Consider the following 17545-nt stretch of genomic DNA (forward strand, 5'->3'; position numbering starts at 1 on the left):
AGAAAGAACCCCACCCCGCCAAAGCTACGCTTTGTCTCCCCTCCCCGCTTGCGGGGAGGGGTTGGGGGTGGGGTGTTAGAGACTTTTGCAAGAGAAGAGGCCTATTTACTCGCAGATGTTGGCTTTGCTTGTCAATTTGCCAGAGATTAGCGTTCTGAACAATTTCCAGGTTTTAGGAGTAGCCGTGCATGGAAAAACAACATACTAGTCAGACGCTAGTAGACGTATTGCGCTACAGAGCTATTGGGCAACCTCAGACGCTAGGCTATACCTTTTTGGTAGATGGTGAATCTGAGGGAAGTAGACTCACGTATGGAGCATTGGATCGAGAGGCAAGGGCGATCGCTACCTACTTGCAAACATTTGCAAAGTCAGGCGATCGCGTACTCCTGCTCTACCCACCTGGTTTAGAATTTATTACTGCCTTTTTCGGCTGCTTATATGCTGGTACGATCGCGATTCCTGCTTATCCCCCTCGGCAAAATCAGTCGATTGCTAGGTTGAGTGCGATCGTTTCCGACGCCCAAGCAACTGCCATCCTGACAACAACAGCACTATTGCCGATCGTAAAGAACTACTTTGCAGACAATCCAGAACTAGCATCTCTAAAAGTCTTGGCCAGCGATGGGATTTCTGAGGCAATCGCACAGGAATGGCAACCACCTAATATCAATGGAAATACTTTAGCGTTCCTGCAATACACCTCCGGTTCTACGGGAATGCCTAAAGGAGTGATGGTCAGCCACAGCAATCTGCTGCACAATTTAGCCTACATCGACCAAGGTTGGAATCACACACCCAATAGCCTGATGGTGACGTGGATTCCCTTCTTTCACGACATGGGGCTAATTTATGGAGTACTCCAACCTTTGTACTACGGCTTTCCTTGCTATATCATGGCGCCGGTGTCCTTTATTGGGCGTCCGATTCGCTGGCTGCAAGCTATTTCCCGCTACCAGGCAACCCATAGCAGCGCACCCAACTTTGCTTATGAATTATGCGTTAGGAAGATTACCCCAGAACAACGTGCTAGCCTAAATCTGAGTTCTTGGCAGGTTGCTTCTAATGGTGCCGAGCCAGTCAAAGCGGAAACACTCCAACGGTTTGCCAAAGCATTTGCCTCCTGTGGGTTTCAAGAAACAGCTTTTTGTCCAGCATACGGGCTAGCTGAGGCGACGCTGAAAGTGACTACCGTAGAGGCACAAACTCAGCCAATAACGATCGAGGTAGAGACAACCGCACTGGCACAAAATCGGGTAATGCTGGCAACAGCAGAGGATTCCAAGACGCGGCTTTTAGTTGGATGTGGCAATAGCCAGCAGGGCGATACCCAAATTGCGATCGCTCATCCTGAATTGTTGACGCGATGTTTACCGGATGAAGTCGGCGAAATTTGGGTCGCAGGAGCAAGTATCACCCAAGGCTATTGGCAGCGATATGAGGAAACAAAACATACATTTGCAGCTTATTTAGCAGATACAGGGGAAGGCCCGTTTCTGCGTACAGGAGATTTAGGCTTTTTACAAGACGGCGAACTATTTATCACCGGAAGACTCAAGGATTTAATTATTATTCGAGGACACAATCATTATCCTCAAGACATTGAACTCACGGTTACAAATAGTCATTCGGCTTTAGGAACGCAGGGAGTAGCCGCATTTACTATCGAGGTAGACGGTGAAGAACAACTCGTTGTGGCCTGTGAAGTCGAGCGAACTGCTGTGCGGAAGCTTGATGCAAGTGAGGTAATTGGCTGCATCCGACAAGCAGTCACAACACAGCACGAGTTAGAAGTTCATGCCGTCTTGCTGTTGAAACCAGCCAGTATCCCTAAGACTTCCAGTGGGAAGATTCAGCGCTACGCCACCCGTGCAGGATTTTTGGCGGAGACTTTGGAAGTGGTGGGACAGTGGAGGAAGGCAGGGGAGCAGGGAGCAGGGAGCAGGGAGCAGGGAGCAGGGAGAAGTCGCAAGTCAGGAAACAAGGGAGCGGCGGAAATTCAAGATTGGTTGGTAAATAAGATTTCTCAGCGACAAAACATTGCACCCCAATCTATAGATCCGCGTGAATCGTTTGCTTACTACGGGTTAGATTCTATTGCCGCAGTCAGCCTCTCGGCAGATTTAGAGGATTGGTTAGGTTGTCAGTTGTTGCCTACTTTGGCTTACGATTACCCAACGATCGCAACTCTATCAGCCTATCTCACAGAAACTTTATCCCAACGGCGAGAATCTCCAGAACCCAGACGCAATCTTAAATCTGTGGAGGCGATCGCGATTATTGGTCTTGATTGCCGCTTTCCCGGAGCTAATAACCCAGAAGCCTTTTGGCAATTACTACGAAATGGTAAAACTGCCATCGACCAAATTCCCGTCAATCGTTGGGATTCTCATCTTTTCTATAACCCCATCCCCGCCCAACCAGGGAAAATGAGTACTCGTTGGGGTGGATTTATCGAGCAAGTTGACCAATTCGACCCCCAGTTTTTTGGCATTTCTCCTCGTGAAGCCGAGCGGATGGACCCGCAGCAAAGGCTGTTACTAGAAGTGAGCTGGCAGGCTTTAGAAAATGCTGGATTAGCAAGCGATCGCTTGACAGGCAGCAACAGTGGTGTATTTATCGGCATCAGTACCAATGACTATGCTCGTTTTCAGTTCGAGCGATTGTCTGATATTGATGTTTATGCCAGCACAGGCAACGCTCTGAGCATTGCCGCTAACCGCCTATCCTATCAGTTCGATTGGCACGGGCCCAGTTGGGCTGTCGATACTGCCTGTTCTTCATCTCTGGTTGCAGTTCACCAGGCTTGTCAAAGTTTACGGTTAGGGGAATGTGACTTGGCTTTGGCAGGTGGTGTTAATTTGATTCTCACCCCCCAAATGACAATCGCCCTCTCCCAAGCAAGATTCATGTCGGGGGATGGTCGCTGTAAAACCTTTGATGCGGATGCAGATGGTTATGTCCGGGGAGAAGGTTGTGGAATCGTAGTGCTGAAGCGTTTGACTGATGCGATCGAAGATGGAGATAATATCCTGGCGCTGATTCGCGGCTCGGCAGTAAATCAGGATGGTCACAGCAATGGACTGACTGCTCCTAGAGGAATCGCCCAACAAGGCGTTATCCATCAGGCGCTTGTGAATGCTGGAGTCGCACCCGCAGCCATTAGCTATGTGGAAGCTCACGGGACGGGTACAGCTTTGGGCGACCCGATTGAAGTTAATTCCTTGCAATCAGTGCTGATGTCAGGTCGTTCTCCAAAACAATCTTGTGCGATCGGTTCGGTGAAGACTAATATCGGTCATTTAGAATCAGCAGCCGGAATTGCAGGCTTAATTAAAGTTGTACTAGCTTTGCAACATCAAGAGATTCCCGGTACGCTTCATCTCCAGCAGTTAAATCCGAAGATTACCATCCAAGACACGCCTTTTTCAATTCCCCGCGAAACTCAGAAGTGGTCTGATTTTGGCGAGCAACGTTTTGCAGGAGTAAGTTCCTTTGGCTTCGGCGGTACGAATGCCCATGTTGTTCTGGAGGAAGCACCCTCCGATTTTAGATTGCCGATTTTAGATTTTAGATTGGATGATGCTGATGACAATCCAAAATCCCTATTGACAATTTCGGCAAAAAGTGAAATATCGTTACGGGAATTAGCTCGGCGGTATGTGGCGTTTTTGAAGTTTAATTCAGAAGTATCTCTAGGGGATATTTGTTATACGAGCAATGTCGGGCGATCGCATTTTCACCATCGGCTAGCTTTGGTTGCAGAATCCTCCGAGGAATTTTGCGAGCAACTAGCAGGGTTCATTTATAATTCACCACCTTCCAGAATAGGCGATCGTTGTCAGGGGGTTGCTTTCCTGTTCACTGGCCAAGGTTCGCAATATATTGGTATGGGACGGGAACTTTACAACACGCAACCCGTTTTTCGGCAAGCTATAGAACGCTGCGCTGAAATCTTACAGCCATACTTAAACCAGCCTTTGTTAGAGGTTCTATATCCAAGTAGTGAGTTAGACAACCCAACTCAAGCCTCTATTAATGAAACTGCTTATACCCAACCTGCTTTATTTGCTCTGGAATATGCATTGTCTAAGCTATGGCAATCCTGGGGAATCAAACCGAGTGTGGTGATGGGACACAGTATCGGCGAGTATGTTGCTGCCTGTGTAGCAGGAGTGTTTAGTCTGGAAGATGGACTAAAGTTGATTGCCGCACGAGGGAGATTGATGCAAGCGTTACCGTCTGTGGGAGCAATGGTAGCGGTTTTTGCCCAGTCGCAAGAAGTATCGAGCATCATCGATGAGTATTCAGATTTGGCGATCGCGGCAATGAACGGCGCACATCTGATAATCTCAGGTGGGTCTCAATCTATGACATCGGCTGTGGCTAGGTTAGAAGCAAAGGGAGTGAAGACAAAAGCACTTGAGGTTTCCCATGCTTTTCATTCACCATTGATGCAACCAATCCTGGCGGAGTTTGAACAAATTGTCCGGCAAGTAAACTACTATCCGCCAAACCCCGATATTCGCTTTATTTCTAATCTCACAGGTCAACTGGCAAAAGCAGAGATCGCCACGCCTGAATATTGGGTGCAACATGTGATGCAGCCAGTCCGGTTTGCTGATGGAATGACAACTTTAGCAGAACTAGGAGCCTTAGCGTATTTGGAAGTAGGGCCGCAACCGATTTTATTGGGAATGGGTCGCCAGTGCTTACCGAGTAACGATTATGTCTGGCTTCCCAGCCTCAAAAAGGAATCAAATTCACAGCAGATGTTGTCCAGTTTGGCAACTTTGTATGAATGTGGAATATCAGTCGATTGGGTAGGCTTCCATCATGACTCTCAACATCGTCGGGTAGTGTTGCCCAATTATCCCTTTGAGCGATCGCGTTTCTGGATGGAAACTGCATCTAGTAGCGTGACTGCTAGAGAATCGCTCTGTTCGCCAGCAGAAATCAAGCGTTTGCTCGTGCCCCAGTTGGCTGAATTGACAGCCCAACTTAGTCTAAAAAACTATGGGGAAGCTCTAAGTACTTTGGAATCACTGAGTATCCTTTATGTAGTGGCGGCATTCCGGCAGATGGGGTGGAATTTGCAGCTAGGCGATCGCTATTCCATCCCCCAACTCACCAAACTAGGAGTCATCGAGCAACATCAGAAACTCGCACTGCGCCTGTTGGAAATGCTGGTTGAAGAAGGAATTCTTCAGCGAATTGGTAATCAGTGGGAAGTAACTCGAATACTAGAGTTACCGACACCAGAAGCGCAACTGGATAATTTGCGATCGCAATATCCCCAAGCAAATGCAGAACTAACACTGCTAGAGCGTTGCGGTTCGCACCTGGCTCAAGTACTCCGAGGTGAAACTCGCCCCCTGGAGTTACTATTTCCCCAAGGCGATTTGACAGCATTAACCCAGCTTTACCAAGATTCCCCCGGCGCAAAGGTGATGAACGCCCTAGTCCAAAAGGCAATTTCAACCGCGATTTCCACTGCTACAGTCAGCATTTTGGAAATTGGAGCCGGAACCGGCGGAACAACTGCTTACCTCCTACCTCATCTTCCAGCAGAGCGAACGGAATATGTCTTCACAGACTTAGGAACGTGGTTCACTGCCAAGGCTCAAGAGAAATTTCGGGATTACCCATTTATCCGCTATCAGTCATTAGACATCGAACAAGACCCCCAATCTCAGGGATTTACTAACCATCAATACGACATCATTGTGGCAGCAAACGTCCTGCACGCAACTGAGGATTTACAGCAAACCTTACGTCACGTTCGCAGCCTGTTAGCACCAGGAGGATTGTTAGTGTTGCTGGAGGGAACAAGTCCCCGACGCTGGTTAGATTTGGTCTTTGGATTAACGCCAGGGTGGTGGAAATTCTCAGACTACGAGCTGCGACCATTCTACCCTTTGTTAGCAGTGACCGACTGGCTGGAATTGTTGTCTGATTGTGGGTTTCAAGGGGCTGTGCATCTTGCGCCTGATTGCGAGGCGATCGGCGATTCATTCCAACAGGTTGTTATTCTGGCTCAGAGCATCAGCACCGATAACCCAGTTAACCACAATCATCTTCCATCGCCCATTGCTACCACCATCAACACCCCACAATCAACATTTATCCAATCGCTAGTATCAAAGCCTCCACGAGTGCGACAGGAGGAATTAGTCACTCATGTCCGCTTATTAGTAGCCAAAGTTTTAGGCTTAAAGCAACCCCAGTCCATCGGTTTGCAGCAAGGGTTCTTTGAATTAGGGATGGATTCATTAACTGCTACGGAGTTGAAAGACCAATTGCAAAATAGTTTAGGCTGTTCTCTTTCCCCAACCACACTATTTGATTATCCTACGGTAGCAGCGTTGGCGAATTATCTAGAAACGCAAGTGTTGTCGCTCTTAGAACCACAAGAATCAGCCTCTAACTCAGAGAGTTTAGAACAACAAGCCTCACTGCAAGAATCATTAGAAAAGAGAGTGAAATTGTCATCGCCCGACCAATCGCTTGACGAAATTGCAGATTTGCTGGCTGCAAAACTAGCATCAATCAGAGAGGGAAAACTGCTATGAGTCGTCCTTCAGAAACCAGAGATTATGGGCAATTGATGCAGAACGCATTGCTGGAGCTATCAGCCTTACAAGCAAAGCTCGATACCCTCGAACATGCTGCAACTGAACCGATTGCAGTCATCGGTATTGGTTGCCGCTTTCCTGGAGGAGTTAACTCTCCAGAGGAGTTATGGCTGTTATGCAAAAATGGTGGTGATGCGATCGCCGAAGTCCCTAGCGATCGCTGGGATGTAGATGCTTACTACGATCCCGATCTAAGTAGTTATGACAAAACTAACACCCGTTGGGGTGGCTTTTTAACAAACATCAATCAATTCGATCCCGGCTTTTTCGGAATTTCCACGAGCGAAGCAGCTACCATTGACCCCCAGCAACGACTGCTATTAGAAGTAAGTTGGGAGGCATTAGAAAACGCTGGCTACGACCCCTTACAACTGGCTGGTTCTCAGACTGGCGTATTTGTGGGAATTGCCACTTGTGATTATTACAAAGCCATGACCGCAATTCCCACGAGAGCCGGCACCGGAATTGCTAACAGTATGGCGGCAAATCGGCTGTCTTACTTTTTGGATGTGCGAGGCCCTAGCGTGACAATTGACACTGCTTGTTCGTCGTCCCTGGTTGCCATTCATACCGCTTGCCAAAGTCTGCGGCATCAAGAGTCAAATCTGGCATTGGTGGGCGGTGTGAATATTATGTTGTTACCGGAGGTGAATATTACCTTTTCTCAGGCTGGCATGATGTCATCTGATGGACGTTGCAAAAGCTTTGACGCTACAGCCGATGGCTACGTCCGAGGAGAAGGATGTGGGGTAGTTATCCTGAAGCGTCTTTCAGATGCAGTCAAAGATGGCGATCGCATTTTAGCCTTACTGCGGGGAACTGCCGTAAATCATAACGGTCGCAGTGTTGGCCTAACTGCACCAAATGGGTTGGCTCAACAAGCAGTGATTCGGCAAGCATTGGCAAATGCGAAGGTGGCATCCCATGAAATTGATTATGTTGAGGCACATGGTACGGGTACTCCAATGGGTGATGCCATCGAGCTACAAGCAATCTTCGGGGTGCTAGGACAGGGGCGAAACCTCGACCAACCCTGCGGACTCGGTTCTGTGAAAACTAATATTGGCAATCTAGAAGCTGCTGGTGGGATTGCCGCATTCATCAAAACTGTTCTCTGTTTGCAACACGGAGAAATTCCCCCTCATCCACATTTCAAAACCATCAATCCCCATATTGACATCAAGTCAACACCATTTTTGATTCCCACAATCGATCGCCCGATAAATATCAAGCCTTGGTTTGCTGGTGTTAATTCCTTTGGCTTTGGCGGTACTAATGCTCATGTAGTACTGAAAGCAGCTCCAGAGGAGAGCAGGGGAGCAGGGGAAGCAGGGGGGGCAGGGGAGCAGGTTAAATCGCTGTTGACGCTTTCGGCAAAAACTGAGACAGCGTTGAGGGAACTTGCAAGTTGTTATGCAGATAGTTTAGAAAACTATGCTGCTCAATCAATTCCTGATATCTGTTTCACAACTAATATCGGTCGATCGCATTTTAACCATCGTTATGCCATCATTTCATCAGGCGATTTACCTCATTTAATCTCCCAACTGAGGACATTCGCCACTAGCAAACAGACGACAGGACAGCTACAGCCAGATAATCGCCCGAAGATTGCATTTCTGTTCGCTGGACAGGGTTCGCAATACGTTGGTATGGGATGGGAACTTTACAACAGCCAACCTATTTTCCGTGCTGCCTTAGACGATTGCGATCGCATCTTACGCTCTTATTTGGATCGGCCACTGCTGGAAGTACTGTATCCATTAGGGGAAAGGGAAAGAAACTCAGCGCCTCATCTTCTAGATGAAACTGCCTACGCCCAACCTGCTCTATTTGCTGTAGAGTATGCCTTAGTGAAATTGTGGCAGTCATGGGGCATTGAACCCGATGCGGTGATGGGTCATAGCGTCGGAGAGTATGTAGCAGCTTGTGTGACAGGTGTATTCAGCTTGGAGGAAGGACTGTACTTGAGTGCGGAACCGGGACGACTGATGGCAACACAAGCTAGAGAAGGGCAAATGGTGGCGGTGTTTGCAGCTAAGGAGATTGTAGAAGAGGCGATCGCATCGTACCAGGATACTGTTGCCATTGCCGCCTTTAACGGCCCTAGCCAAACTGTGATTGCGGGCGATAGACAAGCGGTTTCAGCAGCGATCGCCCGTCTGGAATCCGATTTTATTATGACTCGCGAGTTGAATGTTGCCCACGCGTTTCACTCACCCTTAGTAGACCCCATCCAAAATGCCTTTGAGCAGACTTTGAGGCAAATGCAGTTTCATCCCCCTTGTCTACCGTTTATCTCTCATCTTTCGGGAGAATTCGAGGCAGGGGTACTAGATGCTAACTACTGGCGCTCCCAACTGCGATCGCCCGTGCGTTTCGATCGAGGTATCCAGACTTTAGCAGAAGTAGGGTATAATATTTTCTTGGAAATTGGCCCAACAGATACCCTAGCAAGTATGGGGAAGCGCTGTCTACCTAAAAACACTGCTACTTGGTTGTCTTCTTTAAGACAAGGGCATGATGACTGGCGATCGCTCCTCGACACCTTAGCTACTTTATACGAGAAGGGTATAAACATTAATTGGTCAGAATTTCATCGAGATTCTCCCAGACAACGAGTTGCTCTGCCCACTTATCCTTTCCAGCGCCAACGCTGTTGGATTGACAATGAATTTTAGATTTTAGATTTTAGATTTTAGATTTTTTGGTTCATGCCCCGCTTAAATTTTAGATTTTAGATTGCCGATTTTAGATTAAAAATTCCTCAATTCAAAATCCAAAATCCCAAATCCAAAATTGATTGACTCTCTTTGAGGGACTCCCAAATAAAAAATACCCCACTGTTCCCAGTCAGCAATTAGCCAACATTTTATGCCTATAGGAATCGAAAAACTCAATCTGTACTCAGGGCAGTTCTATCTAGATATTGCCGATCTTGCCGAAGCGCGTGGTAAAAACTTCCAGCACATTGCCGATAGCTTAATGTGCAAAACGCGATCGGTTTATCCGGTCTATGAAGATGCTATTACTCTGGCGGTGAATGCAGCCAAACAACTCTTATCACCTCAAGACCTGGAAGATATCGAACTACTAATCGTGGGTACAGAATCTGCGGTTGATTGTGGTAAATCCCTATCCACTTGGGTACATCGGTTTTGTAATTTGTCTCCTAATTGCCGTAACTTCGAGGTGAAACATGCTTGTTACGGTGGCACTGCGGCATTCAAAATGGCCGCTTCCTGGGTAGCTTCAGGGGCTAGACCTGGAAAAAAGGCATTGGTAATTAACACGGACTTCAGCAGCGTCACGCTCAATACTGACCAGGAGTTTATCTGCGGAGGTGGTGCAGTAGCGATGCTCGTTAGCGCCAATCCCCAAATTCTCGAAATTGAACTGGATAAGGCGGGTTACTGGACAAAGGAGATTTCTGACTATCTGCGCCCCACTTTTAACACCGAAGTTATCAAAAGTGAAACGAGTCTTTACTCTTATTTAGATGCTTTGGAGGGAGCATTCAGTCACTACGAGCAAATCGTGGGTTCTGTAGACTATGATGCTGATTTCCAAAAACACATTTATCATGCGCCCTTTCCAGCAATGACATTTCAGGCACATCGCACCATCCTCAACCGATTTGAGGCGGTAGGCAAAGCGGCTGCTAAGTTAAGTTTTCAATCAAAAGTTGCAGAAAGTATACATTTTGCTCAACAAATTGGTAGTTCCTATGGAGGTTCCAATTTTATTTGTTTGTTAAGTCTTTTGAATTATGCCAAGGATCTTAATCCGGGCGATCGCATTTCTTTGTTTGCCTATGGTGGTGGCTGTCAAGCAGAATTCTACAGTGCCACTATTGGAAAGGCTGCAACTGAAATTGTCCGATCGCTCAACATTGACGAACACCTCAATCAGCGACTTCGTTTATCCGTTGCAGATTATGAAGCTAGTGAATTGACGCGTGAAAAATATAGCGATCGCCGGGACTTTAACTTAGAAAACTATTTAGATGAACGCTATGAAAAACGCTATCGAGGCCAAGGTTTACTTGTGTTAAGCAATGTTGAAAATTACTATAGGCAATATCAATGGAGTTAATAGTAGAGGCCGTCCGATATAAAATCGATTCAGGAGTTGCCCAGATTGCCTTGGTGCAGCCCCAAACAGGTAATACACTCAATCCATCTTTAATCGATCGACTTAGTCAAGCGTTACAAGCTGCGATCGCTGATTCATCTTGTCGGGCGATCGTGCTTCGGGCTGAGGGAACTGACTTCTGCAAAGGACTTGACTTGGAATGGATATTACAGCAGGGAGGAAGACCTCAAATAGAACTCTTTCAAGCCTTTATAAATTGTCTGCAATTAATTTGCCATTCTCACTTACCCGTAATCGCCTGCGTTGAAGGTAATGTTACAGGTGGAGGACTAGGTTTAGTTGCGGCTTGCGATCTGGTTATTGCCAACGAGAACGCAATATTTATGTTGCCAGAAGTCATCATTGGTATGATTCCGGCTCTAATTGCACCCTTCTTGCTGCGTCGTCTGACCATAGCACAGCTCAATTATTTAACCCTCAGCAGTCGGGGTATTGACAGCCTAGAAGCCAAAGCATTTGGGTTAGTGGATGAAGTTGCAACTGAAGGTATGGCTACCACCTTGAACCGACAATTACAACGGCTATTTCGTTCTTCTCCCGAAGCGATCGCTGCCAGTAAACAATATTTTGAACAACTCTATGGGTCAGATTTACAGCGACAAATTAATATTGCCCTGAATCAACTTGTTTCATGGTTAGCACAACCGGAGGTCTTAGAAGGAATTCAAAGTTTCACCGAGGGATTCTCGCCACCTTGGTTTCAAAAGTACAGGGGAAAAACCCATGTCTAAAATTTTGCTGGCCAATCTAGAAGACGGTATCTTCCAACTGCAAATCGATGACCCTGAAAACGAAAATCGTTTGAGCGAAGAACTGTGCGATCAATTAATGACAGCCCTCGCTCATCTAGCGACAGAACCGAGCTTGAAAGTCTTGATTTTGAGTGGGCGATCGGATGTCTTCTGCGCGGGAGCCAGCTTGGACACCATCAAACAAGTTGTGAGTGGCAATGCAGATGTCAAAGATTTATCACTTCCCAACCAACTACTCAGCTTTCCCGTACCAATTATTGCAGCTTTGCAAGGTCATGCTGTGGGAGGTGGCATAGCGTTAGCACTCTACTGCGATATGGCGATCGCATCCGAAAACAGTCGGTACGGAGTTAATTTTACAGATTTGGGATTTACCCCCGGAATGGGTATCTTGTCTGTCTTACCAGCAATGGTTGGACATCACTTTGCTAGCGAGATGCTCCTCAGTGCCAAGCTCTACAAAGGCAAAGAACTCAAGGGACGAGGTTTATTTAACTACATAGTTCCAGCTGAGGAAGTTATGACTTTAGCTTTGGATATGGCACGGAGAATTGCCGAAAAACCCAGACATGTTTTGGAGATGGTAAAAGACACCCTGTGTCTACCCCGGCGTCAAGCTCTCCAAGCAGCATTGTCCCGCGAACACCTAATGCACAAAATCTGTTTTGGGGTTCCAGGGACATTAGCACACATCGAAGCGGCCTATTTAGCCTAAATTTTGTTTTTTGATTTTCAATATAGGAGACAAGACATCATGGATCGAGAGCAAGTATTAAATGTCGTAATTAAACATATCAAGCTCAACATAGATGGACTGGAAAATGTTGAAATAGATCCACATAAAACAATTGGAGAATATGGAGCTAGTAGTCTTGACGGCGTAGAAATTGTTTCTGCTTGTATGCGAGAACTCAAAATAAAAATTCCCAGAACAGAAGTTTCTAGCTTTAAGACAATCGATGACTTGGTGGAACTATTCGCCAAGTTTAAAGACGAAGCTTCTCAAGAAGTTAAAGTTACGCAATAAAAATTCCCCAGTCAATATTGTTTTAAGGTACAAGAAGCGATAAATTGCTGTCTCTACAACAACGATCGCTCCTTCGTATAGACGGCGATCAATCGCGTCTTTGTAATCTATAACTTTCATCAAAAAACCTTAACTAGTGAGTTCGACAAGTGCTATTTTGACCTCTCCCCCAGCCCCTCTCCTACCAGGAGAGGAAAGCAAAAACTTTTCTTTTCTCGTTACTCTTCCCTCTCCTAAAAGGCGAGAGCGGCTGGGAGAAAGAAGTCTGTCGAACTCACGTTAACCAAACGGTATTGCAGTCCCCGTTCTTTTTCCAAAAGCAGGTGAAAATGGTTACTCAAACTGTCGAGTCCGATGTCCAAGATTCATTAATGGAATACTTGGAAGATCCGTTTTTAAATCACCTTTTTAAACAAATCAGAAAAGCTGAACAAATTAGAGGGATATCAGTTGATTTAACCCATGCGTGCAATCTTCGGTGTCAGGGATGTTATTTCTTTTTAGATGAATTGGATCAGTTCAAAGCACCCAAAGATGAAGCCGAATTTGATACATTTATTGCCGACGAAAAGAGCAGAGGAACAAATTTTATTACAGTGGTTGGGGGAGAACCCAGCCTGATGCTAGAGCGATTGCAAAAGCTTTACCATAATTTTCGGTTAATGGTTGTTACCAATGCCCTGATCAAAATCCCTTATGAGGGATTTGAAACAATGCCGATCGCTATCTCTCTTTGGGGCGATCGTGAAACTGACAAGACACTCCGAGGAGGTGGTAAACTTGATGTTTTCAGCAAAGCTTTAAAAAATTACAAAGACGATCCGCGTGCTATTTGGCATTACACTACTACACCAGGTAACGCCCATGAAATCGCTAGCGTTGTCGAGCAGTGCGTAGCTAACGGTAATCGTGTCTTGTTTAACTTTTACAGCGATCGCATTGACTTAGGAGGAGTTTACGATCATAATCTGGGATTTGCAGATGTGCGGCGTGAGATTGATAAAGCGATCGCCCGCTACCCTGACAAAATTTTAATGACTTCGTACATGAGCAGCGTGTTTACCACACAGCAACTTTACGATGAAACTTGGGGTTATGAAGTTTGCACCAGTCTCACTGTAGATCATGAAATTAATCAAAACCGGATTAAAAATGGTAAACGTTATAATCCCCATTATCGCGCTTACAATCCCGATCTGAAATCAACTCGGCGTTGTTGCACAGGTGATAATCAAGATTGCTCAACTTGTTACCAAACTTGGGCGCAGGTTGGTTGGATCATGATCAATCTAGAACGACATCTCGGTTCCAAACAAGAATTTACTAACTGGCTGACTACGACATACCTGTTTTACCTGATGTGCCGCATGGTTGACTTTGAATCCGGCGTGCAACTTTTACCTGAAATTCATCAACGAATCAAGAGTGCTGAGTTTTGTTAGCGGATAGCTAAGGTTTAGCCTGTGCTGAGTAAAAAACTGCCCGGAAGAATCAAAGCTAATACCTGTGTACATCAATATTGAGTAATTTTCCTTACTCAAGACTCAGCACAGAGGAAAGTAAATTGCTAGTAATTCAGGATCTATTCGTTTCTATATTGCTCGGTTTTTCGCAAAGGAAATAAATTGCTATGGCTACTCAAGTAATAGAAACCGAGGTACAAGATCCTTTAATGGAGTATTTAGAAGACCCCTTTCTGTATAACCTGTTCGCACAGATTAGAAAAGCGGGCGCTATTAAAGGAATCTCTGTAGACTTAACTCATCTATGTAATCTGCGGTGTGAGGGTTGTTGTTTTTTCACCGATGACTTAGATCAAAATGCAGCACCCAAAGACGATGCTGAGTTTGAGGCTTTAATTGCACAAGAAAAAGCTAGAGGCACTAACTACATTACGGCAGTTGGGGGTGAGCCTACCTTAATGCTGGATCGATTGCGAAAGCTGGCGCAAAATTTTTGGATGATTGTTGTCACAAACGGGATGATCAAAATTCCTTATGAGGGATTTGAAAATACAGCTATTAGTGTTTCGCTTTGGGGAGATAGCGAAACCGATAAAAAGCTGCGGGGAAAAGGCAAGTTAGATGTTTTCAGCAAGGCTCTCAAAAATTACAAAGACGATCGTCGAGCCTTTTGGTACTACACAACGACCGCTGGTAACGCCCATGAAATTGAACGGGTTGTTGAACAATGTGTCGAAAACGGTAATTGCGTAATGTTTAACTTTTACGGAGATAAGGCAGGGTTAGGAGGTGTTTATGATAATCAACAAGGGTTTGCAGATGTGCGTCATGAAATCGACCGGATGATTGCCCGCTATCCCGATCGCATCTTGATGACCTCGTACATGAATCAAGTATTTACTACAGGGCAAATGTACGATGAAACCTGGGGCTATGATGTCTGTCCTTGCATTAGTGAAAATCGCCCAGAGAATGCAGCTCGATTCCAAAATGGTAAACCCTATAATCTTCACTTTCGTGCTTACAATCCTGATGGCAAATCAACCAGGACATGCTGCACCAGCGAACATCCCGATTGCTCAACCTGTTACCAAACCTGGTCGCAAATGGGCTGGATTATGCTGAATATGGAGCGACACTTAGGTTCTAAGCAAGAATTTACCAACTGGCTGACGACAATGTACGTGTTTTACTTGGGTGCTAGAGCGATTGATTTTGAATCTGGCGTTCAGCTTTTGCCTGAAATTCATCGGCGAGTGAGTGGGATATGAATCAAGAACCGATCGCGATCGTTGGTATTGGTTGTCGCTTTCCTGGAGGTGTCCAAAGCCCAGCTAGCTTCTGGAACCTGTTGCAAAATGGCAGGGATGCAATTACCGAAATACCTGGCGATCGCTGGAACGCCAACAAATTTTATCATCCCGATCCGGTAGAACCAGGTAAAATGTACAGCCGTTGGGGTGGGTTTCTCGACCAAATAGACCAGTTTGATGCCAAATTCTTTGGGATTTCTGGTGCGGAAGCGGCTCGGATTGACCCCCAACAACGACTCTTGTTAGAAACAACGTGGGAGGCGCTAGAAGATGCGGGACTTGTGCCAGAACATCTAGCTGGCAGCAATACTGGGGTTTTTATTGGGGTACTTAACCGGGATTACAATTACATTCAATTGGGGGAGCGCGATCGCGATGCGATTAATGCCCATACCATAGTTAGCTCAAACCTTAACTTGGTACCAAATCGCATTTCTTACTGCTTTGACTTCACAGGCCCCAGTCTACCGATTGACGCTGGCTGTGCCTCATCATTAGTCGCCGTTCACTTTGCTTGCTCTAGTCTCTGGAATGGGGAATGTAGCCTTGCCCTAGCAGGTGGGGTCAATGTCATCTTCAAACCAGAAGTCAGCATCGCCATGAGTAAGGCATTTTTACTGTCTGCGGATGGTCGTTGCAAGAGTTTTGATGCCGCAGCAGATGGTTTTGTGCGGGCTGAAGGGGTGGGGGTTGTTGTTCTAAAGCCGCTATCTCATGCCCTCGCTGACGGTGATGCTATTTATGCAACGATCCGCAGCAGTGCTATCAGCCAGAATGGTCGCGGCAGCAGTTTTACAGCCCCCGAAGCTTTGGCGCAGCAGGCAGTCATGCAAAAAGCCTATCAGCGGGCAGGAATTCTCCCTCAGCAGGTGCAGTATGTAGAAACTCAAGGCTCCAGTTCGCCGATGGGGGATGAGATTGAAGCCAAAGCGATCGGGGCTGTCATCGGCAGCGATCGCGCTTTGGGCAATGAATGCGCCATCGGATCTGTGAAAACAAATATTGGACACATGGAAGCGGCTGCCGGCATTGGCGGACTGATTAAAGCAGCGCTAGCAGTTAGCCATCGTCAGATTCCAGCCAATCTGCATTTTCAAACCCCCAATCCCAAAATTCCTTGGCAAGAACTGCGGTTGCGCGTGGCACAATCTCTGGAACCATTAATAAATAAGGATAATCAACCACCAATCGTCAGTGTGAATGGGTTTGGTCTGGGGGGCACGAATGTTCATGTGATTCTGCAAGGTGTAGAATCCTTGCCAATTGATACTGCGATCGCTAACCAACCACAACTGTTTTTAATGTCAGCTCGTAGTCCAGAGGCTTTGAAAGCCTTTGCTAAAGCTTATATTGAGTTTTTTACTGCCCAGGATAACCCGACAATTTCATTGGCAGACATTTGCTATACAACTAGTCTGCGCCGCAGCCATCATTCCTACCGTTTGGCAATGGTGGTTGATTCCAAAAAACAACTCGCCGAGCATTTAATGGCTTTTCTCGCACAAGAAAGCCGCCCCTCGATGTTTTCCGGCTATGTAGAGCAACAGGGGGAGCAGAGGGGCAGGGGAGCAGAGGGGCAGGGGAGAAGTCCTCAATTCAAAATTCTAAATTTTGCTACTGAACGCGCTCAGATATTGAATTCCTTAGCAGAGCGCTATACCCTAGAAGATTCAATTGATTGGAATGCTCTTTATCCTCATGGTGGTTGTTTTGTACGTTTGCCGTCCTATCCGTGGCAACGACAGCGTTACTGGCACGAATCAGAAGCCTCACGGCAAGATAGATTAGGAGAATCTAATACAGCCCAAGCCTCTAGTGTGGTTGATTCTAAGATTGCCGAACAGATTGATATTATAAAGCAATGGTCAGTAGCGATAAATAGCCAACGCACCGATTTATTAAGCACTTACATTCAAGCACAAATTGTCCAAGCCTTAGAGTGTGAGCCTGTTCAAGTTGATGTCCAAAAGCCACTTAATAGTATGGGCATCGATTCTCTGATGGCTGTGAGTCTGAGAAATCACATTGTCACCAATTTAAAGATTGAACTGCCAATCGAACAGTTTATTGCTAGTCCTAGCATTGCGGAATTAGCTCAAGCTTGCCACGAACAATTAATTTTGAAAAATTTGATACCAACTATTCAGATTGCTAATTTTGTTGAGGAAATAGAGGAGTTAACACTTTAGCCTCAGTTTGG

The 17545-nt window shown here is 46.2% G+C and carries 9 protein-coding genes; all 9 read left to right on the forward strand.

The window, feature by feature from the left end; all coding sequences use genetic code 11:
• Positions 1-188 precede the first annotated feature (188 nt).
• The 9 genes from RMX89_RS00470 to RMX89_RS00510 all read left to right on the forward strand — a co-directional run bounded on the left by RMX89_RS00470 (position 189) and on the right by RMX89_RS00510 (position 17534).
• Positions 189-6572 carry a polyketide synthase gene (locus RMX89_RS00470; protein ID WP_322687538.1) on the forward strand — a complete coding sequence of 2128 codons (6384 nt, stop codon included), beginning with the start codon at positions 189-191 and terminating at the stop codon, positions 6570-6572.
• On the forward strand, positions 6569-9316 hold the full coding sequence (locus RMX89_RS00475) for a type I polyketide synthase (RefSeq protein WP_322687539.1): 2748 nt from the start codon (positions 6569-6571) through the stop codon (positions 9314-9316). Before RMX89_RS00470 ends, RMX89_RS00475 begins: the two co-directional genes overlap by 4 nt.
• Before the next feature lie 193 nt (positions 9317-9509).
• A complete protein-coding gene (locus RMX89_RS00480) occupies positions 9510-10730 on the forward strand; it encodes a hydroxymethylglutaryl-CoA synthase family protein (RefSeq protein WP_322687540.1) in 1221 nt (406 codons plus the stop codon).
• Entirely contained in the window at positions 10721-11521 is an 801-nt protein-coding gene (locus tag RMX89_RS00485; RefSeq protein ID WP_322687541.1) for an enoyl-CoA hydratase/isomerase family protein, read from the forward strand. Before RMX89_RS00480 ends, RMX89_RS00485 begins: the two co-directional genes overlap by 10 nt.
• Positions 11514-12257 (forward strand): polyketide synthase, encoded by a 744-nt coding sequence (locus RMX89_RS00490; RefSeq protein ID WP_322687542.1) that lies wholly within the window; start codon positions 11514-11516, stop codon positions 12255-12257. Before RMX89_RS00485 ends, RMX89_RS00490 begins: the two co-directional genes overlap by 8 nt.
• Before the next feature lie 39 nt (positions 12258-12296).
• Positions 12297-12569 (forward strand): phosphopantetheine-binding protein, encoded by a 273-nt coding sequence (locus RMX89_RS00495; RefSeq protein WP_322686938.1) that lies wholly within the window; start codon positions 12297-12299, stop codon positions 12567-12569.
• Positions 12570-12898: 329 nt separating this feature from the next.
• Positions 12899-14011 carry a radical SAM protein gene (locus tag RMX89_RS00500; RefSeq protein ID WP_322687543.1) on the forward strand — a complete coding sequence of 371 codons (1113 nt, stop codon included), beginning with the start codon at positions 12899-12901 and terminating at the stop codon, positions 14009-14011.
• A gap of 188 nt (positions 14012-14199) precedes the next feature.
• Complete coding sequence (locus RMX89_RS00505) at positions 14200-15303, forward strand: hypothetical protein (RefSeq protein WP_322672814.1); 1104 nt, start codon at positions 14200-14202, stop codon at positions 15301-15303.
• Positions 15300-17534 carry a type I polyketide synthase gene (locus RMX89_RS00510; protein ID WP_322687544.1) on the forward strand — a complete coding sequence of 745 codons (2235 nt, stop codon included), beginning with the start codon at positions 15300-15302 and terminating at the stop codon, positions 17532-17534. Before RMX89_RS00505 ends, RMX89_RS00510 begins: the two co-directional genes overlap by 4 nt.
• The last annotated feature ends 11 nt before the right edge of the window (positions 17535-17545 follow it).

It is taken from the genome of Nostoc sp. DedSLP04, from assembly GCF_034530775.1.
GTDB lineage: Bacteria > Cyanobacteriota > Cyanobacteriia > Cyanobacteriales > Nostocaceae > Nostoc.

Coding starts and splice junctions, on each gene's coding strand:
- RMX89_RS00470 (WP_322687538.1), top strand. CDS start 189: ATGGAAAAACAACATACTAGTCAGACGCTAGTAGACGTATTGCGCTAC.
- RMX89_RS00475 (WP_322687539.1), top strand. CDS start 6,569: ATGAGTCGTCCTTCAGAAACCAGAGATTATGGGCAATTGATGCAGAAC.
- RMX89_RS00480 (WP_322687540.1), top strand. CDS start 9,510: ATGCCTATAGGAATCGAAAAACTCAATCTGTACTCAGGGCAGTTCTAT.
- RMX89_RS00485 (WP_322687541.1), top strand. CDS start 10,721: ATGGAGTTAATAGTAGAGGCCGTCCGATATAAAATCGATTCAGGAGTT.
- RMX89_RS00490 (WP_322687542.1), top strand. CDS start 11,514: ATGTCTAAAATTTTGCTGGCCAATCTAGAAGACGGTATCTTCCAACTG.
- RMX89_RS00495 (WP_322686938.1), top strand. CDS start 12,297: ATGGATCGAGAGCAAGTATTAAATGTCGTAATTAAACATATCAAGCTC.
- RMX89_RS00500 (WP_322687543.1), top strand. CDS start 12,899: ATGGTTACTCAAACTGTCGAGTCCGATGTCCAAGATTCATTAATGGAA.
- RMX89_RS00505 (WP_322672814.1), top strand. CDS start 14,200: ATGGCTACTCAAGTAATAGAAACCGAGGTACAAGATCCTTTAATGGAG.
- RMX89_RS00510 (WP_322687544.1), top strand. CDS start 15,300: ATGAATCAAGAACCGATCGCGATCGTTGGTATTGGTTGTCGCTTTCCT.